This window comes from Pseudomonas sp. AC255, from assembly GCF_979258175.1.
On sequence record NZ_OZ409841.1, the window covers coordinates 202883 to 223240 of the forward strand.

The 20358-nt window shown below is 59.5% G+C and carries 21 protein-coding genes and 1 pseudogene; 12 read left to right on the forward strand and 10 right to left on the reverse strand.

Going from position 1 to position 20358, the window contains the following annotated elements:
- Positions 1 to 158: 158 nt before the first annotated feature.
- Positions 159 to 2060: a 3-dehydroshikimate dehydratase QuiC gene (quiC, locus tag ACZZ0K_RS01015; RefSeq protein ID WP_236168715.1), complete on the forward strand. Its 1902-nt coding sequence runs from the start codon at positions 159 to 161 to the stop codon at positions 2058 to 2060.
- Between the two features lie 102 nt (positions 2061 to 2162).
- On the forward strand, positions 2163 to 2840 hold the full coding sequence (locus ACZZ0K_RS01020; protein ID WP_016773079.1) for a TetR/AcrR family transcriptional regulator: 678 nt from the start codon (positions 2163 to 2165) through the stop codon (positions 2838 to 2840).
- 116 nt (positions 2841 to 2956) lie between these two features.
- On the opposite strand, the gene ACZZ0K_RS01025 is transcribed toward ACZZ0K_RS01020, so the two are convergent.
- The gene (locus tag ACZZ0K_RS01025) at positions 2957 to 3811 is read right to left on the reverse strand and encodes a shikimate dehydrogenase (protein WP_457265209.1); all 855 of its coding nucleotides are present in this window, start codon (positions 3809 to 3811) and stop codon (positions 2957 to 2959) included.
- 5 nt (positions 3812 to 3816) lie between these two features.
- Entirely contained in the window at positions 3817 to 4257 is a 441-nt protein-coding gene (gene aroQ, locus ACZZ0K_RS01030; RefSeq protein ID WP_252884866.1) for a type II 3-dehydroquinate dehydratase, read from the reverse strand.
- 327 nt (positions 4258 to 4584) lie between these two features.
- On the opposite strand from aroQ, the gene ACZZ0K_RS01035 reads away from it, so the two are divergent.
- A complete protein-coding gene (locus tag ACZZ0K_RS01035) occupies positions 4585 to 5013 on the forward strand; it encodes a DUF4160 domain-containing protein (protein WP_252884865.1) in 429 nt (142 codons plus the stop codon).
- The gene (locus ACZZ0K_RS01040; protein ID WP_252884864.1) at positions 5010 to 5456 is read left to right on the forward strand and encodes a DUF2442 domain-containing protein; all 447 of its coding nucleotides are present in this window, start codon (positions 5010 to 5012) and stop codon (positions 5454 to 5456) included. Before ACZZ0K_RS01035 ends, ACZZ0K_RS01040 begins: the two co-directional genes overlap by 4 nt.
- A 54-nt stretch (positions 5457 to 5510) precedes the next feature.
- Here the strand turns inward: ACZZ0K_RS01040 and trmA are convergent, their stop codons facing one another.
- Together trmA and ACZZ0K_RS01050 are read right to left on the reverse strand one after the other, a co-directional pair.
- The gene (gene trmA, locus ACZZ0K_RS01045; RefSeq protein ID WP_252882712.1) at positions 5511 to 6590 is read right to left on the reverse strand and encodes a tRNA (uridine(54)-C5)-methyltransferase TrmA; all 1080 of its coding nucleotides are present in this window, start codon (positions 6588 to 6590) and stop codon (positions 5511 to 5513) included.
- Entirely contained in the window at positions 6587 to 7882 is a 1296-nt protein-coding gene (locus ACZZ0K_RS01050; protein WP_016773083.1) for an NCS2 family permease, read from the reverse strand. Before ACZZ0K_RS01050 ends, trmA begins: the two co-directional genes overlap by 4 nt.
- A gap of 219 nt (positions 7883 to 8101) precedes the next feature.
- Here ACZZ0K_RS01050 and ACZZ0K_RS01055 point away from each other — a divergent pair, with 219 nt between their 5' ends.
- The gene (locus ACZZ0K_RS01055) at positions 8102 to 8548 is read left to right on the forward strand and encodes a DUF4879 domain-containing protein (protein ID WP_252878932.1); all 447 of its coding nucleotides are present in this window, start codon (positions 8102 to 8104) and stop codon (positions 8546 to 8548) included.
- Between the two features lie 67 nt (positions 8549 to 8615).
- Positions 8616 to 9167 carry a DJ-1 family glyoxalase III gene (locus tag ACZZ0K_RS01060; protein ID WP_056790548.1) on the forward strand — a complete coding sequence of 184 codons (552 nt, stop codon included), beginning with the start codon at positions 8616 to 8618 and terminating at the stop codon, positions 9165 to 9167.
- A 4-nt stretch (positions 9168 to 9171) separates the two neighbouring features.
- On the opposite strand, the gene ACZZ0K_RS01065 is transcribed toward ACZZ0K_RS01060, so the two are convergent.
- From ACZZ0K_RS01065 to ACZZ0K_RS01075, 3 genes are all read right to left on the reverse strand, one after another.
- Positions 9172 to 9459 (reverse strand): HigA family addiction module antitoxin, encoded by a 288-nt coding sequence (locus ACZZ0K_RS01065; RefSeq protein WP_016773085.1) that lies wholly within the window; start codon positions 9457 to 9459, stop codon positions 9172 to 9174.
- Positions 9460 to 9473: 14 nt separating this feature from the next.
- A complete protein-coding gene (locus ACZZ0K_RS01070) occupies positions 9474 to 9752 on the reverse strand; it encodes a type II toxin-antitoxin system RelE/ParE family toxin (RefSeq protein WP_041477766.1) in 279 nt (92 codons plus the stop codon).
- A gap of 99 nt (positions 9753 to 9851) precedes the next feature.
- Entirely contained in the window at positions 9852 to 11087 is a 1236-nt protein-coding gene (locus ACZZ0K_RS01075; protein WP_252882711.1) for an MFS transporter, read from the reverse strand.
- A 468-nt stretch (positions 11088 to 11555) separates the two neighbouring features.
- Between ACZZ0K_RS01075 and ACZZ0K_RS01080 the strand changes: the two genes are divergently transcribed.
- From ACZZ0K_RS01080 to ACZZ0K_RS01090, 3 genes and pseudogenes are all read left to right on the forward strand, one after another.
- On the forward strand, positions 11556 to 13001 hold the full coding sequence (locus ACZZ0K_RS01080) for a cytochrome ubiquinol oxidase subunit I (protein WP_041477768.1): 1446 nt from the start codon (positions 11556 to 11558) through the stop codon (positions 12999 to 13001).
- A 3-nt stretch (positions 13002 to 13004) separates the two neighbouring features.
- Positions 13005 to 14012, forward strand: a complete 1008-nt coding sequence (gene cydB, locus ACZZ0K_RS01085) for a cytochrome d ubiquinol oxidase subunit II (RefSeq protein WP_016773089.1) — start codon at positions 13005 to 13007, stop codon at positions 14010 to 14012.
- Positions 14013 to 14096: 84 nt separating this feature from the next.
- Positions 14097 to 14263: pseudogene (locus ACZZ0K_RS01090) on the forward strand (DUF2474 domain-containing protein).
- 72 nt (positions 14264 to 14335) lie between these two features.
- Here ACZZ0K_RS01090 and ACZZ0K_RS01095 read toward each other — a convergent pair.
- Positions 14336 to 15460 carry a methyltransferase gene (locus ACZZ0K_RS01095; RefSeq protein WP_457265217.1) on the reverse strand — a complete coding sequence of 375 codons (1125 nt, stop codon included), beginning with the start codon at positions 15458 to 15460 and terminating at the stop codon, positions 14336 to 14338.
- A gap of 174 nt (positions 15461 to 15634) precedes the next feature.
- The gene (locus tag ACZZ0K_RS01100) at positions 15635 to 16345 is read right to left on the reverse strand and encodes an autoinducer binding domain-containing protein (protein WP_041477771.1); all 711 of its coding nucleotides are present in this window, start codon (positions 16343 to 16345) and stop codon (positions 15635 to 15637) included.
- A 314-nt stretch (positions 16346 to 16659) separates the two neighbouring features.
- On the opposite strand from ACZZ0K_RS01100, the gene ACZZ0K_RS01105 reads away from it, so the two are divergent.
- Positions 16660 to 17436: a ferredoxin--NADP reductase gene (locus tag ACZZ0K_RS01105; protein ID WP_095181864.1), complete on the forward strand. Its 777-nt coding sequence runs from the start codon at positions 16660 to 16662 to the stop codon at positions 17434 to 17436.
- A gap of 45 nt (positions 17437 to 17481) precedes the next feature.
- Here ACZZ0K_RS01105 and mscL read toward each other — a convergent pair whose 3' ends face one another.
- Positions 17482 to 17895, reverse strand: coding sequence for a large-conductance mechanosensitive channel protein MscL (gene mscL / locus ACZZ0K_RS01110; protein ID WP_024014404.1), 414 nt, complete (start codon positions 17893 to 17895; stop codon positions 17482 to 17484).
- 285 nt (positions 17896 to 18180) lie between these two features.
- Here mscL and katB point away from each other — a divergent pair, with 285 nt between their 5' ends.
- Positions 18181 to 19722 (forward strand): catalase KatB, encoded by a 1542-nt coding sequence (gene katB / locus ACZZ0K_RS01115; RefSeq protein ID WP_460094698.1) that lies wholly within the window; start codon positions 18181 to 18183, stop codon positions 19720 to 19722.
- A gap of 60 nt (positions 19723 to 19782) precedes the next feature.
- Positions 19783 to 20328: an ankyrin repeat domain-containing protein gene (locus ACZZ0K_RS01120; RefSeq protein ID WP_150742268.1), complete on the forward strand. Its 546-nt coding sequence runs from the start codon at positions 19783 to 19785 to the stop codon at positions 20326 to 20328.
- Positions 20329 to 20358 lie beyond the last annotated feature (30 nt).

The window sequence follows — 20358 nt, forward strand, 5'->3', positions numbered from 1 at the left end:
GCCAATAATTTCCCTCACTATAAAAACCCATTCCCCGGTAGGAGCTGCCGAAGGCTGCGATCTTTTGATTTTGCTGTTTTGGTAATCAAGATCAAACGATCGCAGCCTTCGGCAGCTCCTACAGTAAAGATAAAGCGGCGCAGTCCGGGAGTTGAAACATGCAGCGTTCCATTGCCACCGTTTCCTTGAGCGGCACCCTGCCGGAAAAACTCGAAGCCATTGCCGCCGCCGGGTTCGACGGCGTGGAGATTTTCGAAAACGACCTCCTGTACTACGACGGCAGTCCCCGGGAAATTAAACAGATGTGCGCCGATCTGGGGATCGCCATCACCCTGTTTCAGCCGTTCCGTGACTTCGAAGGTTGCCGCCGCGATCGCCTGGCGCGCAACCTTGAGCGTGCCGAGCGCAAGTTCGATCTGATGCAGGAACTTGGCACCGACCTGGTGCTGGTCTGCAGCAACGCCTCGCCGGACAGTGTCGGCGATCAACAAATCCTCGTCGATGATTTGCGCCTGTTGGCCGAACGCGCCGGCGCCCGTGGCTTGCGCATCGGTTACGAAGCGCTGGCGTGGGGCCGTCACGTCAATACTTATCAACAGGTCTGGGACATCGTCCGTCAGGCTGATCACTCCAACCTCGGCGTGCTGCTCGACAGCTTCCATACCCTGTCGCTGAAGGGCGATCCCAGCGCGATCGCCGACATTCCCGGCGACAAGATCTTCTTCGTGCAAATGGCCGACGCGCCGATCCTGGCCATGGATGTGCTGGAGTGGAGTCGGCATTTCCGCTGTTTCCCGGGGCAGGGCGAATTCGATCTGCCGGGTTTCCTCGCACCGATCATCAAGAGTGGTTATACCGGCCCGTTGTCGCTGGAAATCTTTAACGATGGCTTCCGCGCCGCGCCGCCACGGGCCAATGCCGCCGACGGTTTGCGCTCGCTGCTGTATCTGGAAGAGAAGACCCGTCAGCGTCTCGAGCAGGAAGCGGCGCCGGTGGCCAACCGTGAGATTCTTTTCGAAACGCCGCCGGCCAGCGAATACAACGGCGTGGAATTTCTCGAATTTGCCGTCGATGAAGCGCTGGGCGCTAAGCTCAGTCACTGGCTGCAACGCCTCGGTTTCGCCAAGGCCGGGCAGCATCGCTCCAAGAGTGTCAGCCTGCTGCGTCAGGGCGATATCAACCTGATCCTCAACTCCGAGCCGTATTCGTTCGCCCACAGCTTTTTCGAAGCCCACGGCCCGTCGCTGTGCGCCACGGCGGTGCGGGTCAAAGACAGCGCCAGTGCGCTGGCCCGCGCGGTCGCTTACAAGGGGCAGCCCTATCGCGGGTTGGTCGGGCCGAATGAACTGGAGCTGGCGGCGGTGCGCGCACCGGACGGCAGCCTGATTTATCTGGTCGATGCGGAAGCCGACGTGTACGGCACCGATTTCAATCTGTTGCCGGACGCGCAGACCGGCGGCGGCCTCAAGCGTATCGATCACATGGCCATGGCGCTGCCGGCGGACAGCCTCGACAGTTGGGTGCTGTTTTACAAAAGCCTGCTGGATTTTGAAGCCGACGATGAAGTGGTGCTGCCCGATCCATACGGTCTGGTGAAGAGCCGCGCACTGCGCAGCCGCGACAGCTCGATCCGGCTGCCGCTGAACATTTCCGAGAACCGCAACACCGCCATTTCTCATGCGCTGTCGAGTTATCGCGGCTCCGGTGTGCATCACATCGCTTTCGATTGTGACGACATCTTCGCCCAGGTCAGTCGCGCCAAGGAGGCCGGCGTGCCGCTGCTGGACATCCCGCTGAATTACTACGACGACCTCGCGGCGCGTTTCGATTTCGACGATGAATTCCTCAGCGAACTGGCCTATTACAACGTGCTCTACGACCGTGACGCCCAGGGCGGCGAGTTGTTTCACGTCTACACCGAGCCGTTCGAGGGGCGTTTCTTCTTCGAGATCATCCAGCGCAAGAATGGCTATGCCGGCTACGGCGCGGCCAACGTTGCGGTGCGGCTGGCGGCGATGGCCAAATCCCGCAGCGGTGCGGTGCGTCAGGCGAAGTTGTAGGGAATTCGTAAACGCGGGATTAAACACCGGCTGCGCGGCTTCCTTCACTGTCCCGCGCGGCCCATAATCGCCAGCTTGTGCAGTGATGGCCGTGAGCCCGCGATGACCATGAATTCAGAACTTTCCGCCGCTGCTGTCGAGTCCGACGCAGTGCCGCGCAAGAGTCGCAAGAACAATCCGGAAAAGACCCGCGAAAACATTCTGCAGGAGGCGATCGTCGAGTTCGTCCAGCAGGGCTTGTCCGGCGCCCGCGTCGACGCGATCGCCGAGCGCATCCACACCTCCAAGCGCATGATCTATTACTACTTCGGCAGCAAGGAGCAGTTGTACGTCGAGGTGCTGGAGAAGCTTTACGGCGATATTCGCAGCACGGAAAACCGCCTGCACCTGGACGAGCTGCCGCCCGAGCTGGCGATCCGTCGGTTGGTGGAATTCACCTTCGATCACCATGACCACAACGTCGATTTCGTGCGCATCGTCAGCATCGAAAACATCCACAACGCCGAGTACGTAAAGCGTTCCGATGCGATCAAGGCGCTGAACAACACGATCCTCGACACCTTGGGCGGGATTCTGCAACGAGGCGCGGACGAAGGTTTGTTCCGGCGTGGCATCGATGCGCTGGACGTGCACCTGCTGATCAGTTCGTTCTGCTTCTATCGCGTGTCGAACCGCCACACGCTGGGAGAAATCTTCCAGATCGACCTGCCGGACGAAACCATCAAGCAGCGCCACCGCGAGATGATCTGCGAATCGGTGTTGCGCTACCTGAAGGCCTGACTCGATCCCCCTGTGAGAGCGAGCCCGCTCGCGAAAGCGGTGTGTCAGTCGCCCTGTTCGTTGACTGAATCGACGCCTTCGCGAGCAGGCTCGCTCCCACAGAGTTACCCTGTTGTTCAGCCATTCATGCTCTGAAAATGCTCAAGCATGCGCTGCGCATCCGGCACCACGCCGCTGAACAGTTCAAACGCCTTCACCGCCTGAAACACCGCCATGTTGCCGCCATCCAGGGTGCGGCAGCCCAAGGCGCGGGCATCGCGCAGCAGCTCGGTTTCCAGCGGGAAATACACAATTTCCGCGACCCACATTGCCTTGCGTAGCAAGCCGGCCGGCACCGGTGAACCCGGCAGCTTGGCCATGCCCATCGGCGTGGTGTTGACCAGGCCATCGGCCTGCGCCAGCGCCCCGGGCAAATCCCGTCCCGCCTGCGCGCGACCGGCGCCAAAATGTTGATTCAGATTGTTCGCCAGGCTCTCGGCACGCTCGCGGTCGACATCAAAAATCGTCAATTGCCGTACGCCTTCACTGAGCAGCGCGTGGGCCACCGCCGCGCCAGCGCCACCGGCGCCCATCTGGACGACACGTTCTCGGGCAGCGTCCGGCAGACCTCGGCGAAAACCCTCGGCGAAACCGAGGCAATCGGTGTTGTGGCCGACACGCTTGCCGTCCTTCAGCACCACGGTGTTGACCGCGCCGATGCCACGGGCTTCCGGCGACAACTCGTCGAGCAGCGGGATGACCGCCTGTTTGCACGGGAAAGTGATGTTCAACCCGGTGTAATTCATCCGCTCCGCCGCTTGCAGCAAGTCGGGCAGAGCCGTGCTGTCGAGGTGCAATTGATCGAGGTCGATGAGCTGGTACAGATAACGCAGGCCCTGCGCATCACCTTCGTGCTCATGCAGTGCCGGCGTACGTGAAGCCTGAATCCCGGCGCCGATCAGCCCGGCGAGTATCACCTTGGAACGCGACATGGTTCTTACCTCTGCAACCGCTGACCGAAATGCTCCAGCGCCAGGCGGTAGCCATGGCTGCCGAACCCGCACATCACCGCCGTGGCGATGCTGGAAACAAACGAATGATGACGAAACGGCTCACGGGCATGCACGTTGGACAGATGCACCTCGATCACCGGCAATTCACTGGCGACCAGTGCATCGCGAATCGCCACGGACGTATGCGTCCACGCCGCCGGATTGATCACGATCCCGGCACAACGACCACGCGCGGCGTGAATCCAGTCGAGCAGCTCGCCTTCATGATTGGTCTGGCGAAATTCCACAGTCAGGCCGAACTCGTCAGCCGCGCGACCACACAGTGCAGAAATATCGGCCAGGGTTTCATGACCATAAGTCGCCGGCTCGCGGGTGCCGAGCAGGTTCAGGTTCGGGCCGTTAAGCACCAGAACGATAGGGGACATGGGGGCAACTCCACTTATTGTTTTTGGCATTGGCCGAGAGGGTTCGGCCTGTGGAGATAAAATGTACTAGATGGTTACATCGGTCAATTGAACAGAAATGACCTTGGCGTTTTATGTTCGGTGATCGCACAGGCAAATTCAGGCGAGCCCTGATTTCAAGACGTAACGACAGCTTTTCTTACGTTTTTTCCGATCATTTCCCAGGTCCCGCCCCCCATGCGCGCTAGCCTTGGATGACCTCCGACAGGTTCGCATGTGGCAACCGGTCGTCGGACTCGAAAGGAAATTCGAGCTCTGGAAATCAATTAACCTAACGGATGGGTTAGGATGAAGATATGCAGCTACAAAGGAATGTCGATTCGCATCATGTTGAGAGACGAACACTGCCCACCGCACGCCCATGTAGATGCGGGTGCCTGGAATGCCCGCTTCCGGTTCAGCTTCTGGCACAACGAAGTTGATCTGTGGGATGTCGTGCCGCTGTCCCGACGACCACCGCTCGCTGTGCTGAACGGCTTGTGTCTGTCACTTGGACAACCGGCGCACCTGCGTCGAGCACGAGGGATCTGGTGGTCGGGCTTGAAGACCGTTTGTCTCGATAATCAGATATGGGACTGCCAAGCAAATGAAGTGCCCGTGATGAAGCCAGTCACCGACGAGACCTACAGGATCGGATCGGCGCGCTATGAACCCGATGAAGACAAGGTGCTGCTGTCCTTGATCGGCAAGTTGGAAGGAGTTGAGATCGGATTATGAAAGTCATCAAGGCGAAACCGTCGGTGCATCGCCCCCTGACGGAAGAAATGCTCGATGCCGCCATCACACTTGGCGAAGTACGACAGGCCAATAGTTTGCAGGCCGTGTCAGTGAGCTTCGAAGAATTCTCTTTGGTCATTCGTTTCGAGGACGGCAGCGGTGTGTTGCTTCCGGTGAAGCTGTATCCCGAATTCGCGGGGTTTGAAGCGGCCGATTATGCAAGCCTGACGATCGGCCTCGGCGGCACTGCGCTGTGCCATGAGGGCAAGGATCTGGATATTTCCATTGCCGGCATGATTTCAGCAAGCCCGCCGCTTATGCGGATGGCCGCGTCGGTCGTCGCCTCGCGCAACGGGCGTCAAAGCAGCGCTGCGAAATCTGCGGCAGCGCGAGCCAATGGCAAAAAAGGCGGGCGTCCACGCAAAACTGATATCGCGCCATAGCGCCCACAAAAAAGCCGTCAATCACGACGGCTTTTCCGTATCCGCTACCCGCAATCAACGCCGGGTCAGCAGCACACCGGATTCCATGTGGTGGGTCCACGGGAACTGGTCAAACATCGCGCACTTGGTAATGCGGTGGGTGTCATGCAGCTGGGCGATGTTGGCCGCGAGGGTGTCAGGGTTGCAGGAGATGTAGAGGATGTTGTCGAAGCGTCGTGTCAGCTCGCAGGTGTCCGGATCCATGCCGGCGCGTGGCGGGTCGACGAAGACGCTGCCGAATTCGTAGCTCTTCAGATCGATGCCGTGCAGGCGGCGGAACGGGCGCACTTCGTTGAGCGCTTCGGTCAGCTCCTCGGCGGACAAACGCACCAGCGTGACGTTATCCACAGAGTTTTCGCTGAGATTGCTCAGGGCCGCGTTGACCGAAGTCTTGCTGATCTCGGTGGCGAGCACTTTGCGCACGCGCGTCGCCAGCGGCAGGGTGAAGTTGCCGTTGCCGCAGTACAACTCGAGCAGATCGTCGCTGCGATCGCCCAGCGCGTCGTATGCCCAATTGAGCATCTTCTGGTTCACCGTGCCGTTGGGCTGGGTGAATGCGCCCTCGGGCTGGCGATAGCTGAAGGTGCGGCCGCCGACTTCGAGTTTCTCGACGACATAGTCCTGACCGAGCACTTCGCGCTTGCCTTTGGAGCGGCCGATGATGCTCACGCCGAGATCGGCCGACAACTGAGTGGCTGCCGCATGCCAGTGCTCGTCCAGCGGACGGTGATAGCACAGGGTGATCATCGCGTCGCCGGCCAGCGTGGTCAGAAATTCGACTTGGAACAGCTTGTGGCTCAGCGCCGAACTGGCTTGCCACGCGGCCTTCAACTGCGGCATCAACTGGTTGATGCGCAGGCTGGCAATCGGGAATTCTTCGATAAGGATCGGCGTGCGTTTGTCGTCCTGAGAGAACATCGCGTAATGCCGTTCGCCGCCCTCGCGCCAGAGGCGGAATTCGGCGCGCAGGCGAAAGTTCTGCAGAGGCGAATCAAACACCGTCGGCGCAGGTGCATCGAACGGTGCCAGCAGATCACGCAAGCGCGTGACCTTGGCTTCGAGTTGTTCGGCGTAGGCTTGGGAATCGAAACTCATGCGTTGAACCAACCCAACTTGATCACAAACAGAATCGACAGAATCACCAGTGCCGGGTTCAGCTCACGGGCGCGGCCGGACAGCAGCTTGATGGCGGTCCAGGCGATGAAGCCGAAAGCGATGCCGTTGGCGATCGAATAGGTGAACGGCATGGCCAGCGCGGTAACCACAACCGGCGCCGCCACGGTGATGTCGTCCCAGTCTATTTCCGCCAGGCCGGAAGTCATCAGCACGGCGACGAACAGCAGCGCTGGCGCAGTGGCGAACGCCGGAACGCTGGCCGCCAGGGGCGAGAAGAACAGCGCCAGCAGGAACAGGATTGCCACGACGATGGCGGTCAGGCCCGTGCGGCCACCGGCACTGACGCCGGCAGCGGATTCGATGTAACTGGTCGTGGTCGAAGTACCCAGCAGCGAGCCGGCCATGGCCGCAGTACTGTCGGCGATCAGCGCGCGGCCCATTTTCGGCATGTGGCCGTCCTTGCCCATCAGGCCGGCGCGCTTGGCGACGCCGATCAGGGTCCCGGAGTTGTCGAACAGGTCGACGAACAGGAAGGCGAAAATCACGCTGACCAGACCGATGTCCAGTGCGCCTTTGATGTCCAGTTGCAGGAAGGTTGGCGCCAGCGACGGCGGCATTGACATGATGCCGCCGAACTCGGTGACGTTCAGTACGATCGAGGCGATGGTCACTGCCAGAATGCCGATCAGCACCGCGCCGCGCACTTTCAGCGCTTCGAGGGCGACGATCACGGCAAAGCCGACGGTGGCCAGAATCGGTGCCGGTTTGGTCAGATCGCCGAGGCCGACCATGGTCGCCGGGTTGCTGACCACGATACCGGCGTTGTGCAGGGCGATCAGCGCCAGGAACAGGCCGATACCGGCGGCAATCGCCGAGCGCAGTGGCAGCGGAATGGCGTTGATGATCCATTCACGGATGCGGAAGATCGACAGCAGGAAAAACAGCACGGCGGAAATGAACACCGCACCCAGCGCCACCTGCCAGGTGTGGCCCATGTGCAGCACCACGGTGTAGGTAAAGAAGGCGTTCAGGCCCATGCCCGGAGCGAGAGCGATCGGGTAGTTGGCGATCAGGCCCATCACGGTCGAGCCGATTGCAGCCGCCAGACAGGTGGCGACGAAGATCGCGCCTTTGTCCATGCCGGTCTCGCCGAGGATGCTCGGGTTGACGAACAGAATGTAAGCCATGGCCAGGAAAGTCGTGACGCCCGCAAGAATTTCGGTGCGCACGTTGGTGTTGTGTGCCTTGAGTTGAAACAGCCTTTCCAGCATGTCTGCTCCCCGTGGCGCGCGTGGCGCCGTGAATGTATCGACCTCAACAGCAAAGCACAGACCGTCGCAAGCGCCTGGAAAATTGTCGTGGGCCGGAAAAAGCCGCGCATCATACCAGCCGCGTGAGGAATTTGGCGGATGTTGGTGTCGATCGTCGGCGAAGTTTTGCGCAGCCAACAACTGCGCCATACTGCGCGCTGATTTTTGGAGTGGGCAGGCATGCGCAACGGTTGGATCAGGATTTTCGGATGGATTGCAGCACTGCTGCTGACAGCTCCGGCGTTCGCGGCATCGGCGCCGCCGCTCACCGAGGTGAAGGTGATCAAAGTGCAGTCACCGTCCTGCGGCCTGGAAGATATTGCCGATAACCAGCCGCAAACCCAATGCAATCACAGCGGGCCGAATATCAAAGTCTTCGTGCTGGAAGTCGGCTATGGCCAGAACCAGCCACACGTGACTCTGGATGGCTTCGAGGTCAACGGCACCAAAGGTCCGGTGTGCGCCTTCGATAATGGCAATCTCACCGAATGCACCCCCGGCAGCAAAACCGTCGGTTCTCTTTATACCTTCGATCTGGCCGGCAAACAGGAAGGCAGCTTCAACTTCAGCAACACCTCGATCAACGCCCCGCGCAACACGCTTTCGACCCAGCTTTACATCAAGTAACGGCTGTCTGCGAACAGGGTGGGACAAAGCTGACTACGCTTGACTGACTATCCAGCGGAAAGCGCCCATGACTTCCAGAGCCCTGATTGCCCTCGCCGAGGGCATCGACGATTTGCAAAGCGTGACCCTGATCGACGTGCTGCGCCGCGCCGGCATCGAAGTGGTCGCCGCCAGCATCGAAGGCCGACGCATGCTGACCTGTGCGCGCGGCACCCGGCTGACTGCCGACGGCATGCTGGTCGATGTACTGGCACAGACTTTTGACCTGATCGTCCTGCCAGGCGGTGCCGTCGGTTCCCGGCATCTGGCGGCGCATCAGCCCTTGCAGCAATTGCTCAAGGACCAAGCCAGCGCCGGCCGCCTGTTCGCCGCCATCGGCGAAGCCCCGGCTGTCGCGCTGCAAGCATCAGGCGTGCTGCGCCAGCGACGCATGACCTGCCTGCCCGGTGCCAGCCACCAACTATCAGGCTGTACGTTTGTTGATCAAGCGGTGGTAGTCGACGGCAACTGCATCACCGCCCAAGGCTCGGGACCGGCGCTGGAGTTTGCCCTGACCCTGGTCGAGCAACTTGGTGGCAAGGCGTTACGGGCGAGGGTGGCGGGGGAGTTGATGGCCTGACGGTTCAGCCGTGGGCTGCGAGGGGTTCTATCATTGGTTGCTCACGGTGCTCCGCTTGCCAAAGATCGTAGTCGGTTTGGACGCCTAGCCAAACGCGCGCCTTGCCGATCCCTGCACGCTCAAGTCGTACTGCCAGATCCGGGCTGATCGGCGCGTGTCCGTGCAGTACGCGCGAAAGATGCGGGCGTGCAAAGCCAAGGTGCCGGGCCAATTCGCTCACGCTGATACCAAGCTCGGGCAAGACATCCAGCAGCAGGGTTTCACCGGGGTGTGGCGGGTTGTGCATGGGCATGAGCCTGCCTCCTGTCAGTGGTAGTCCAGATAATCGACCAATTCGATATCCGAACCGACAAAACGAAAGATCACTCGCCAGTTGCCTGAAACGCTGAGCGACCAATATTCGCTCAGCTCACCTTTCAACGGATGCAGGCGCCAGCCGGGCAAGTCCAGGTCTGCGGGAAGCGTCGCTCGATCCATGAACTGCAACATGCGCGAAAGCCGTTTTGCATGGTCGGCACGAATTCCACGAGTCGTACCTGTTTCATAGAAGCCACGAAGGCCTTTGTGCTGAAAGGATTTGATCATGGCGGCGAGTGTAAGGCGATACATTACACCCGGTGCGGTAACTATGTACCGCACGTTGTCGCTTAATAAGTGCTAAGCAGGTGAGTTTTTTCCAAAAACTCAGACCTTCTCTTCCACCGGCACATGCATCCGATCCCGACTCGCCAACGTCGGAAACAGTTTGATCCACGTCCCCGTTACCACCAGCGTGCCGATCCCGCCCATGACCACCGCCGGCACGGTGCCGAACCAGTGGGCGGTGAGGCCGGATTCGAATTCGCCCAACTGGTTCGATGCGCCGATGAACAGGCCGTTGACCGCACTGACCCGGCCGCGCATTTCGTCGGGGGTTTCCAGTTGCACAAACGAGGCACGGATGACCATGCTGATCATGTCCGCTGCGCCGAGCACCACCAGCACCGCCAGGGAGAACCAGAACGAGGTCGACAGGCCGAACGCGATGGTGGCGACGCCGAAGATGCCGACGGCGGTGAACATCACCCGGCCGACATTGCGTTCCACGGCAAATCGCGCCAGAAACAGTGACATCAGCAACGCACCCACCGCCGGCGCCGAGCGCAACAGGCCAAGGCCCCACGGGCCGGTCAGCAGAATGTCCTTGGCGAACACCGGCAGCAACGCCGTGGCGCCGCCGAGCAACACGGCGAACAGGTCCAGCGAGATCGCTCCGAGGATGTCCGGGCGGCTGCGGATGAAGCGAATCCCTGCCAACAGCGAGTCCAGCGTGGCTTTGCCTTTATTCAATGGCGTCTGGCGTGCCGGTAGGTTGAGCATCAGCGCGCAGGCGATCACGTACAGCAGCACGGTCGGGCCGTAGACCCAGACGCTGCCGAACGCATAGAGCAAACCGCCAAGAGCCGGAGCGACGATAGTGGCCGACTGCTGCGCCGATTGCGCGGCGGCAACTGCACGGGGGAAAAGCGCACTGGGGACGATGCTGGGCAGCAAGGCCTGAGTCGTCGGCATCTCGAACGAACGGGCGGCGCCGAGCAGGAAGGCGAGGATGAAAATCATCTCGCGGGTGACGTGATCGGTGGCGCTGCCGATGGCCAGCGCCAAGGCAATCAATGCCTGCAACGACTGGCAAAGCGCGGCGACCTTGCGCCGATCATAGCGATCGGCAACGTGCCCGGTGTGCAGCATGAAAAGCACGCGCGGGGCGAATTCGACCAGCCCGACCAGGCCCAGATCCAGCACGTTGCCGGTCAATTGATACAGATTCCAGCCGATCGCCACGGTGAGCATCTGGAAACCGCTGGCGGTGAAAATCCGCGCCAGCCAAAAGGCCATGAATGGACGATGGTGACGTAGCAGCAGGGGCTCTTGAATGGGCATCTGAAGGCAGTCTTGGGCGAGTGAACGGCGAGATTATCACCAGTCTGTAACAGGAAGTTGCTACGAGAAACAATTCAGTTAGCCAGACATCGATCTTTCATGCTGACAATCAACCCTGTGGTGAGGGGATTTATCCCCGCTGGGTCGCGCAGCGGCCCCAAAAGCTGGAAGCGACGACTGCTGCGCAGCCCAACGGGGATAAATCCCCTCGCCACAGGAGAGTGAGGCAACTTGTCACGCGGCAAACCACCACGCAGTTCATTGGTAAAAATGGGACTACTCTTTCAACGTTGCTTGATCCAGATCAAGACTCCGATCGGAACTGATCTGGCGGCCATTTGGCCAGACTCCCTGCGTTGCGATGGTTGCAAAAAAGAACGAATCCGAATTCGCCGCACTCCATATCCGTGGGGGCAGTGGTGCAGGCCTCCGGGCCAGCTACCCGTATTACCTGACAGAGGAAGCCATATGTTCGGTTTAGAGGCTCTGGATCTCGCCCGAATTCAGTTCGCGTTCACCATCTCGTTCCACATTCTGTTCCCGGCCATCACCATTGGCCTGGCGAGTTACCTGGCGGTGCTCGAAGGCTTGTGGCTGAAGACCCGCAACGACACCTACCGCGATCTCTACCATTTCTGGTCGAAGATTTTTGCCGTCAACTTCGGCATGGGCGTGGTTTCCGGGCTGGTCATGGCTTATCAGTTCGGCACCAACTGGAGTCGTTTTTCCGACTTCGCCGGTGCCGTCACCGGGCCGTTGCTGACCTATGAAGTGCTCACCGCGTTCTTCCTTGAGGCCGGTTTCCTTGGCGTCATGCTGTTCGGCTGGAACAAGGTCGGGCGCGGCCTGCACTTCTTCTCGACGGTGATGGTAGCGATCGGCACGCTGATTTCGACCTTCTGGATTCTCGCCTCCAACAGCTGGATGCAGACCCCGCAAGGCTTTGAAATCGTCAACGGTCAGGTCATCCCCACCGACTGGCTGGCAATCATCTTCAACCCGTCATTCCCTTACCGGCTGATGCACATGGCCACGGCGGCGTTCGTCGCCACTGCCTTCTTCGTCGGCTCGTCAGCGGCCTGGCATCTGCTGCGCGGCAGAGACAACCCGGCGATCCGCACCATGCTGTCGATGGCCATGTGGATGGCATTGATCGTCGCGCCGATTCAAGCGGTGATCGGCGACTTCCACGGCCTCAATACGCTCAAGCATCAGCCGGCAAAAATCGCTGCGATCGAAGGCCACTGGGAAAACCATGGCGACGAAGCGACGCCGCTGATCCTGTTCGGCTGGCCGGACATGAAAGAAGAGCGCACCAAGTTCGCTGTGGAGATTCCCTACCTCGGCAGCCTGATCCTCACCCACTCGCTGGATAAACAAGTACCGGCGCTGAAGGAATTCCCACCGGAAGACCGGCCGAATTCGACCATCGTGTTCTGGTCGTTCCGGATCATGGTCGGCCTCGGCTTCCTGATGATCTTCACCGGGTTGTGGAGTCTGTGGCTGCGCAAGCGTGACTCGCTGTATACCTCACGGCCGTTCCTGCATCTGGCCTTGTGGATGGGGCCGTCCGGTCTGATCGCGATTCTCGCCGGGTGGTTCACCACGGAAATCGGCCGTCAGCCGTGGGTGGTCTACGGCCTGATGCGCACTGCCGATGCTTCGTCGAACCACAGCTTCATGCAGATGAGCATCACCCTGATCATGTTCGTCGTGGTGTATTTCGCGCTGTTCGGCGCCGGGCTCGGCTACATGATGCGCCTGGTGCGCAAAGGGCCGAAGATCAGCGAAGGCAGCGCAACGCCGGACGGTGGTCCAGGCAAGAAACGCACCCCGGCGCGTCCGTTGTCCGCAGCCGATGATCCGGCCGAGGGCGAGCACGAAGACAACACTCGCTTGACCAAGGAGATTTGACTCATGGGTATCGATCTTCCGCTGATCTGGGCCGTGATCATCATCTTCGGCATCATGATGTACGTGGTCATGGACGGCTTCGACCTGGGCATCGGCATTCTCTTCCCGTTCGTGCCCGGCAAGACCGATCGCGACGTGATGATGAACACCGTCGCCCCTGTGTGGGACGGCAACGAAACCTGGCTGGTGCTGGGCGGGGCGGCGTTGTTCGGCGCCTTCCCGCTGGCCTATTCGGTGGTGTTGTCGGCGCTGTACCTGCCGCTGATCTTCATGCTCATGGGCCTGATCTTTCGCGGTGTGGCCTTCGAGTTCCGCTTCAAGGCGAAGGATGAAAAACGTCACCTGTGGGACAAGGCATTCATCGGTGGTTCGATCGCGGCGACGTTCTTTCAGGGCGTGGCGCTGGGAGCGTTCATCGATGGTCTGCCGGTGGTCAATCGCCAGTTCGCTGGAGGTTCACTGGACTGGCTGACACCGTTCACGCTGTTTTGCGGCGCGGCGCTGGTAGTGGCTTATGCCTTGCTCGGCTGCACCTGGCTGATCATGAAAACCGAAGGCAAGTTGCAGGAACAGATGCATGATCTGGCGCGGCCGTTGGCGTTCGTCCTGCTGGCAGTAATCGGTATCGTCAGCCTGTGGACACCCCTGTCGCATCCGGAAATCGCCTCACGCTGGTTCAGCATGCCGAACCTGTTCTGGTTCATGCCGGTGCCGATTCTGGTGCTGGTCACCTTGTACGGCCTGATCCGCGCGGTGGCACGTAACGCCAACTACACGCCGTTCCTGCTGACCCTGGTGCTGATCTTCCTCGGCTACAGTGGCTTGGGCATCAGCCTGTGGCCGAACATCGTGCCGCCGTCGATCTCGATCTGGGACGCCGCCGCGCCGCCGCAAAGTCAGGGCTTCATGCTGGTCGGCACGTTGTTCATCATTCCGTTCATCCTGGGTTATACGTTCTGGAGCTACTACGTGTTCCGCGGCAAGGTGACCCACGAAGATGGTTATCACTAATCCAATGCTGGGCTTGCCCTGTGGGAGCGAGCCTGCTCGCGAAGGCGTCCGCAGTGACGCCTTGGCTTAACGGAGATCGATGCAATGACCGGCAAACATTCCCTGCACGACATTGAAGAAGCCGAAAAAAGCCGCTGTGGCAGCGGCTTGGCTGGTTGGCCCTGATCTGGGTTGGCAGTGTCGGCGTGTTGTTCATCGCCGCCAGCCTGATGCGCATGTTCATGAATGCCGCAGGTTTGACCACCCACTGAAATATCCCGTCCCGGCGCCTTCGGGTATGGACTTGCGACCCTCCTCACGGAGGGTTTTTTTATGCCGCAGATTTATTTGCGCGCCTTGAGGATGACAAATTTCGGTGTGGCCGCCACTTGCTCGACACCACGAAACAGGCGCGCCAGTTTGCTGTGATAGCCCAGATGCCGATTGCCGACAATGTACAGCGCACCGCCGACCACGAGTGCCTCGCGCGCCTGCTGGAACATGCGCCAGGCGAGGAAATCGCCGACCACCTGTTGCTGATGGAAGGGTGGGTTGCACAGCACCACGTCCAGCGACTGCGGCGCCTGCCCGGCCAGACCATCGCCAGCGCGCACGATGACTTCGCGATCGCCCAATGCCGCGCGCCAGTTCTCGGCAGCCGATTGCACCGCCATGAACGATTCGTCGACCAGCGTGTAATGCGCATCCGGGTTCTGCAAGGCGCTGGCGATTGCCAGAACACCGTTGCCGCAACCGAGATCGGCGACCCGCGCGTGGCCAAGGTTTTTCGGCAGATGCGGCAGAAACGCGCGAGTGCCGATGTCGAGGCCTTCGCGGCAGAACACATTGGCGTGGTTGAGCAATTCGATCGCTGGTTCGTCGAGACGATAACGAGTCGGATAGGGCGATGTAGCGGGCGCTTTGCTTTCAGGCGTGGCGATCAGCAGTCGGGCTTTCTTCACGGCCAGCGACGCCTGCACCGGGCCAATGTAGCGCTCGAGCAGATCGCCGGCAGCGCGCGGCAGATGCTTGACCATGGCGGCGGCGATCACTTGCGCGCCCGGCGCGAGTTGCCCTTGCAGGCGGATCAACTGCTCTTCCAATAGCGCCAGCGTCTTGGGAACGCGGATCAGCACCCGGTCAAACGGCCCGACCAAGGGCTCACTGGCCGGAATCGGACGAATCGCATCGAACGCCTGGCCATTGCGTAGCAGATTCTTTTCCAGCCCGACGAAACCCAGGAACGAATCGCCGCTGCTGCTCACCTCGACCTTGCCCAGCAGGCTGATCGCCAAGGCGCCGAAGCTGTCATTGAGCACCAGCACGCGGGTGCTGCTCTGAGGTTGTTCGCTGGCGAGATGATTGAGCAGGTATTCGTCCGCCGCATCGAACGCTTGCAGCGGTTCATTCTGCTGTTCAGGCTGGCGGATCAGGTCGAGCTGGGCGAAAGGCGTTTCGAGCAAGGGCATGGGGCGGGGACTCAGGATATTCGGCAGATATCCCGTTGCCGGCAGATGGTGCGACGGGATCCGACCGAGTGGACTGCGATGCAAGCAGGTTGCGTCATCACTCGGAAAGGCCTGAATGGTACGTTTTTTTGCGCGTAAATACTCGCAGGATTACCGTGCGATATCGCTCGTCAGTCAGATAATCCCGGCACGAGCGGCGGCAATCACTGCGGAAATCTTGTTGCAGACGTTGAATTTTTCGATGACGTTTTGCACATGATAGTTAACGGTGCGTTCGCTCAGGCTGAGGATTCTCGAGATATCGTGAGCGGTCTTGCCCATGGCGGACAATTTCATGATCTCCAGCTCCCGGGACGATAGCCTCGGCTTGCTGGGTTTGGCCGGTGTGGGCACGGTGCGGGCATACAGGTCACTGAAGTGTCGGTTGGCAAAAAACAGATAACCGTAATGCTCATACAGTTCGAGCGGGCTGATCGGGCAGTGGGTTCGAGCCAGACTGATGATGCTGCACAAACCGCTGGTTTCGTCATGAAAGGCCTGCGACCAGCCATGCTGCAGCCCATTCTGTTTCAACGCCTGCCACAACTCGGGTGCATCGTTGAAGACTCTTTCTTCCCAGACGATGGGTAATATTGAGTGATTGCAATGCGCTATTACCGGATCAATATTGCGGAAGTTCTCTTTGTTGTACTGAATGTTCCATTCTTTAGGGTAGTTATTGATCTGCAAGGCATTCAGGTGGACATCACGATGAGGGGACGTCACTGCTATTGCACAGTAGTTAAAGCCCAGATTCTCGGCAAATCTCAGCAGTATCGGGTATGCCGCTTCAATGCCTTTGGCAAATGTCAGTTGTTTCAATTGTGATTCCTTCCACGTTTCCATGAACTTTGCCTCTGTATCTTGATATCGGGGTGCGGAATGGATCCAAAAGATCCGGCACGAATCGAAGTGTAGGATCTTTCCTGCGAAACGCCTTACATTTTTTCGAGATTGAAACTTTGATGTTTTTTTATAAAGTGTTCTTAGCAATACGCGCTGTTATATTTTAACTGCCATCTTAAAGTTATTACTCTAGATCTAAAATTGACATCACATCGAATGTGCAGCGCTGATTCTGTCAATATCATTACCGTTGGCAGGTGTTTGGCAGCGCGGTTTTGCGGGACACTGTGGGGAATCGTTTCAAGGAGTGCCTCATGACTGCCAGTGCCGAGAAGTACACCACCCAGACCTTGCTCGATGTGCAACCGTTGACGCCGAACCTGTTCACGCTGCGCACCAGCCGCGACCCCGGCTTTCGCTTCCGTGCCGGCCAGTTCGCCCGGCTGGGCGTCACCAAGGCCGATGGGAGCATGGTCTGGCGCGCCTATTCGATGGTGTCGTCGCCGTTCGACGAGTTTCTCGAGTTCTTTTCCATCGTCGTGCCGGGCGGCGAATTCACCAGTGAGCTGAGCCGGCTCCAGGTCGGCGACAGCTTGATGGTAGAACGCCAGGCGTTCGGCTACCTGACGCTGGATCGCTTTGTCGATGGCCGAGACCTGTGGTTACTGTCCACCGGCACCGGGGTGGCACCGTTTCTGTCGATCCTGCAGGACTTCGAGGTCTGGGAGAAATTCGAGCGGATCATTCTGGTTTACAGCGTGCGGGAGGCGCGGGAACTGGCTTATCAGGAGTTGATCGCCGGGTTGGCGCAACGGGACTATCTGAGCGAATACGCCCACAAGCTGCAATTCATCCCCACTGTGACCCGCGAAGCGCATCCAGGCGCGCTGCAGGGCCGGATTACTACGCTGATTGAAAACGGCGAACTGGAACGCGCGGCGGGCGTTGAGCTCTCGCCAGAGCATTCGCGTGTGATGTTGTGCGGCAACCCGCAGATGATCGACGACACCCGCGCCTTGCTGAAACAGCGCGACATGCGCCTGAGCCTCACGCGCAAGCCGGGGCAGGTTGCGGTGGAAAATTACTGGTAACGAAAACGGCACCCGCGGGTGCCGTTTTGATGACTACCGAATGCCTCAGGGCCGCTCGTTCTGCGCCTTGAGCAGGTCGCGAATTTCGCCCAGCAGTTGCTCTTCCTTGCTCGGGATCGGCGGCGCGGTCGGTGCTACGGCTTCTTCGCGCTTGAGGCGGTTGATGGCTTTGACACCCATGAAAATCGCGAAAGCGACAATCACGAAATCCAGCACCGTCTGCAGGAATTTGCCGTAAGCCAGCACCACTGCGGGCGCATCGCCCTGGGCTGCTTTGAGCGTGACAGCCAGATCACTGAAGTCCACTCCACCGATCAACAGGCCAATCGGCGGCATGATCACGTCGCCGACAAACGACGAAACGATTTTGCCAAACGCCGCGCCGATGATGATACCGACGGCCATGTCGACCACATTGCCTTTGACCGCGAAGGCCTTGAACTCGCTAAGCACGCCCATAGTTATTTCCTTGTTACAGATGAGTTTGGTGTTGGCAGTGTAAATCAGCGAAACGCCTCCTGCGCGAAACACCTTCTTACAATGCCCGTTTTTATCGACACATCAATTGAAGATTAGTTTGCAAAATGCCAGCAATCGCGCGCGGAATACGCGCTAACCCGCTGACGGGAAAGCCAATTTCTTCAATCATGGTGTTACGTTCTTTCTATTTATGTTCTGCGGCACAGGCCTCTAGCCTTGGTATGGCGCACCTGGATGCGCCCAATAAAACCAGAGGAACCTGATATGACATCCACTCCTGGACTGGGGGCTTTTCCCTTCCGCCGCACCTTCGGCGTACTGACTGCCGGGCTGCTGACCTTCTCGGTCAACGCCGCTCCGCTGACCCGCGATAACGGCGCGGCAGTCGGTGACAATCAGAACTCGCAAACTGCCGGCGCCAACGGCCCGGTGCTGCTGCAGGATGTGCAACTGATCCAGAAGCTGCAGCGCTTCGATCGTGAACGCATCCCCGAGCGCGTCGTACACGCACGCGGCACCGGCGCTCACGGCACCTTCACCGTGACCGATGACCTCAGCGACCTGAGCAAGGCCAAGGTGTTCGCCGCAGGCCAGAGCACGCCGGTATTCGTGCGGTTCTCGGCGGTGGTGCATGGCAACCATTCCCCGGAAACCCTGCGCGACCCGCGGGGTTTCGCCACCAAGTTCTACACTGCTGACGGCAATTGGGATCTGGTCGGCAACAATTTCCCGACCTTCTTCATCCGCGATGCGATCAAATTCCCGGACATGGTGCACGCCTTCAAGCCCGATCCGCGCACCAACCTCGATGACGATTCGCGCCGGTTCGATTTCTTCTCCCATGTACCGGAAGCCACCCGCACGCTGACCGAGTTGTATTCCAACTACGGCACTCCGGCCAGTTATCGGGAAATGGATGGCAATGGTGTTCATGCCTATAAGCTGATCAATGCCAAGAATGAAGTTCACTACGTGAAGTTTCACTGGAAGAGTCTTCAAGGCATCAAGAATCTCACGCCAAAACAAGTCAGCGAAGTTCAGGGTCAGGATTACAGTCATATGACCAACGACTTGGTCAGTAATATCAACAAGGGCAACTTTCCGAAGTGGGACTTGTACGTGCAAGTTCTCAAGCCACAGGATTTGTCCAAGTTTGATTTCGATCCATTGGATGCAACCAAGATCTGGCCGGGTATTGCCGAGCGCAAAGTTGGACAAATGGTCCTGAACCGTAATCCGGCCAATGTCTTCCAGGAAACCGAACAAGTTGCCATGGCTCCAGCCAACGTAGTTCCGGGTATCGAACCTTCGGAAGATCGTTTGTTGCAGGGTCGAGTGTTCTCCTATGCCGATACGCAGATGTATCGCCTTGGCGCCAACGCTTTGCAATTGCCGGTCAATGCACCGAAAACCGCAGTGAACAATGGCAATCAGGATGGTGCGATGAATTTCGGCGCCAGCCAGTCCGGTGTCAACTACCAGCCAAGCCGCCTGCAACCGCGTGAAGAAACATCATCGGCGCGTTACAGCCAGTCGGCGCTGTCGGGCAGCACGCAGCAGGCGAAGATCCAGCGTGAGCAGAACTTCAAGCAGGCCGGTGATCTGTATCGCTCGTACAGCAAGCAGGAACGCCGCGACCTGATCGACAGCTTCGGCGGCTCGCTGGCCACCACTGATGACGAGAGCAAGCACATCATCCTGTCGTTCCTGTACAAGGCCGACCCTGAGTACGGCAGCGGTGTGACCGAAGTGGCCAAGGGCGACCTCAGCCGTGTGAAAGCACTGGCGGCGAAACTGACCGACTGATAGCCATGCGGCGCACGCGAGGGCCAGTGCGGCCTCGCGTGCGTTCAAGGAGAGAGCCCGATGCGTATTTTTCTTTTGTGCCTGGCCGGGTGCCTGTCGCTTACTGCGTGGGCAACCCCGGTCGAGCAGAGCCCCGAAGCGATCAAGGCGCAGTTGCAGGATTACTACTTCGACGCCGCCCGCCGGGGTGATGTGCCGATGCTCGAGACCTTTATCGAGTCCGGCTATTCCCTCGATACCCGCGATAGCAAGGGGTACACCGCGCTGATTCTGGCGGCCTATCACGGTCAGGCGCCGGCGGTTGAACGCCTGCTCGCCGCTGGCGCGGATGCCTGTGCTCAGGACCAGCGCGGCAACACGGCGCTGATGGGTGCGATTTTCAAAGGCGAATTACAGATCGCCCGGCGCCTGATGGCCACCGATTGCAGCCCCGACCAGCGTAACGGCGCCGGGCAGACAGCGGCGATGTACGCCGGGCTGTTCAAGCGTCTGGAATTGCTTGATGCGTTGAAAGCCAAGGGCGCTGACCTCAATGCCGAGGATCCGCTGGGCAACAGCGCCGCGCGTCTGGCCAGCGGCGAAATCCGTACTGCTGCGCCGCGCTGATCGGCGGTGGCTGCGTTATCATCGCGTCTT

What these genes read in the sequence shown, in the direction of transcription:
- quiC (WP_236168715.1), top strand. Translation starts at nt 159, where the DNA reads ATGCAGCGTTCCATTGCCACCGTTTCCTTGAGCGGCACCCTGCCGGAA.
- ACZZ0K_RS01020 (WP_016773079.1), top strand. Translation starts at nt 2,163, where the DNA reads ATGACCATGAATTCAGAACTTTCCGCCGCTGCTGTCGAGTCCGACGCA.
- ACZZ0K_RS01025 (WP_457265209.1), bottom strand. Translation starts at nt 3,811, where the DNA reads ATGTCGCGTTCCAAGGTGATACTCGCCGGGCTGATCGGCGCCGGGATT.
- aroQ (WP_252884866.1), bottom strand. Translation starts at nt 4,257, where the DNA reads ATGTCCCCTATCGTTCTGGTGCTTAACGGCCCGAACCTGAACCTGCTC.
- ACZZ0K_RS01035 (WP_252884865.1), top strand. Translation starts at nt 4,585, where the DNA reads ATGAAGATATGCAGCTACAAAGGAATGTCGATTCGCATCATGTTGAGA.
- ACZZ0K_RS01040 (WP_252884864.1), top strand. Translation starts at nt 5,010, where the DNA reads ATGAAAGTCATCAAGGCGAAACCGTCGGTGCATCGCCCCCTGACGGAA.
- trmA (WP_252882712.1), bottom strand. Translation starts at nt 6,590, where the DNA reads ATGAGTTTCGATTCCCAAGCCTACGCCGAACAACTCGAAGCCAAGGTC.
- ACZZ0K_RS01050 (WP_016773083.1), bottom strand. Translation starts at nt 7,882, where the DNA reads ATGCTGGAAAGGCTGTTTCAACTCAAGGCACACAACACCAACGTGCGC.
- ACZZ0K_RS01055 (WP_252878932.1), top strand. Translation starts at nt 8,102, where the DNA reads ATGCGCAACGGTTGGATCAGGATTTTCGGATGGATTGCAGCACTGCTG.
- ACZZ0K_RS01060 (WP_056790548.1), top strand. Translation starts at nt 8,616, where the DNA reads ATGACTTCCAGAGCCCTGATTGCCCTCGCCGAGGGCATCGACGATTTG.
- ACZZ0K_RS01065 (WP_016773085.1), bottom strand. Translation starts at nt 9,459, where the DNA reads ATGCCCATGCACAACCCGCCACACCCCGGTGAAACCCTGCTGCTGGAT.
- ACZZ0K_RS01070 (WP_041477766.1), bottom strand. Translation starts at nt 9,752, where the DNA reads ATGATCAAATCCTTTCAGCACAAAGGCCTTCGTGGCTTCTATGAAACA.
- ACZZ0K_RS01075 (WP_252882711.1), bottom strand. Translation starts at nt 11,087, where the DNA reads ATGCCCATTCAAGAGCCCCTGCTGCTACGTCACCATCGTCCATTCATG.
- ACZZ0K_RS01080 (WP_041477768.1), top strand. Translation starts at nt 11,556, where the DNA reads ATGTTCGGTTTAGAGGCTCTGGATCTCGCCCGAATTCAGTTCGCGTTC.
- cydB (WP_016773089.1), top strand. Translation starts at nt 13,005, where the DNA reads ATGGGTATCGATCTTCCGCTGATCTGGGCCGTGATCATCATCTTCGGC.
- ACZZ0K_RS01095 (WP_457265217.1), bottom strand. Translation starts at nt 15,460, where the DNA reads ATGCCCTTGCTCGAAACGCCTTTCGCCCAGCTCGACCTGATCCGCCAG.
- ACZZ0K_RS01100 (WP_041477771.1), bottom strand. Translation starts at nt 16,345, where the DNA reads ATGGAAACGTGGAAGGAATCACAATTGAAACAACTGACATTTGCCAAA.
- ACZZ0K_RS01105 (WP_095181864.1), top strand. Translation starts at nt 16,660, where the DNA reads ATGACTGCCAGTGCCGAGAAGTACACCACCCAGACCTTGCTCGATGTG.
- mscL (WP_024014404.1), bottom strand. Translation starts at nt 17,895, where the DNA reads ATGGGCGTGCTTAGCGAGTTCAAGGCCTTCGCGGTCAAAGGCAATGTG.
- katB (WP_460094698.1), top strand. Translation starts at nt 18,181, where the DNA reads ATGACATCCACTCCTGGACTGGGGGCTTTTCCCTTCCGCCGCACCTTC.
- ACZZ0K_RS01120 (WP_150742268.1), top strand. Translation starts at nt 19,783, where the DNA reads ATGCGTATTTTTCTTTTGTGCCTGGCCGGGTGCCTGTCGCTTACTGCG.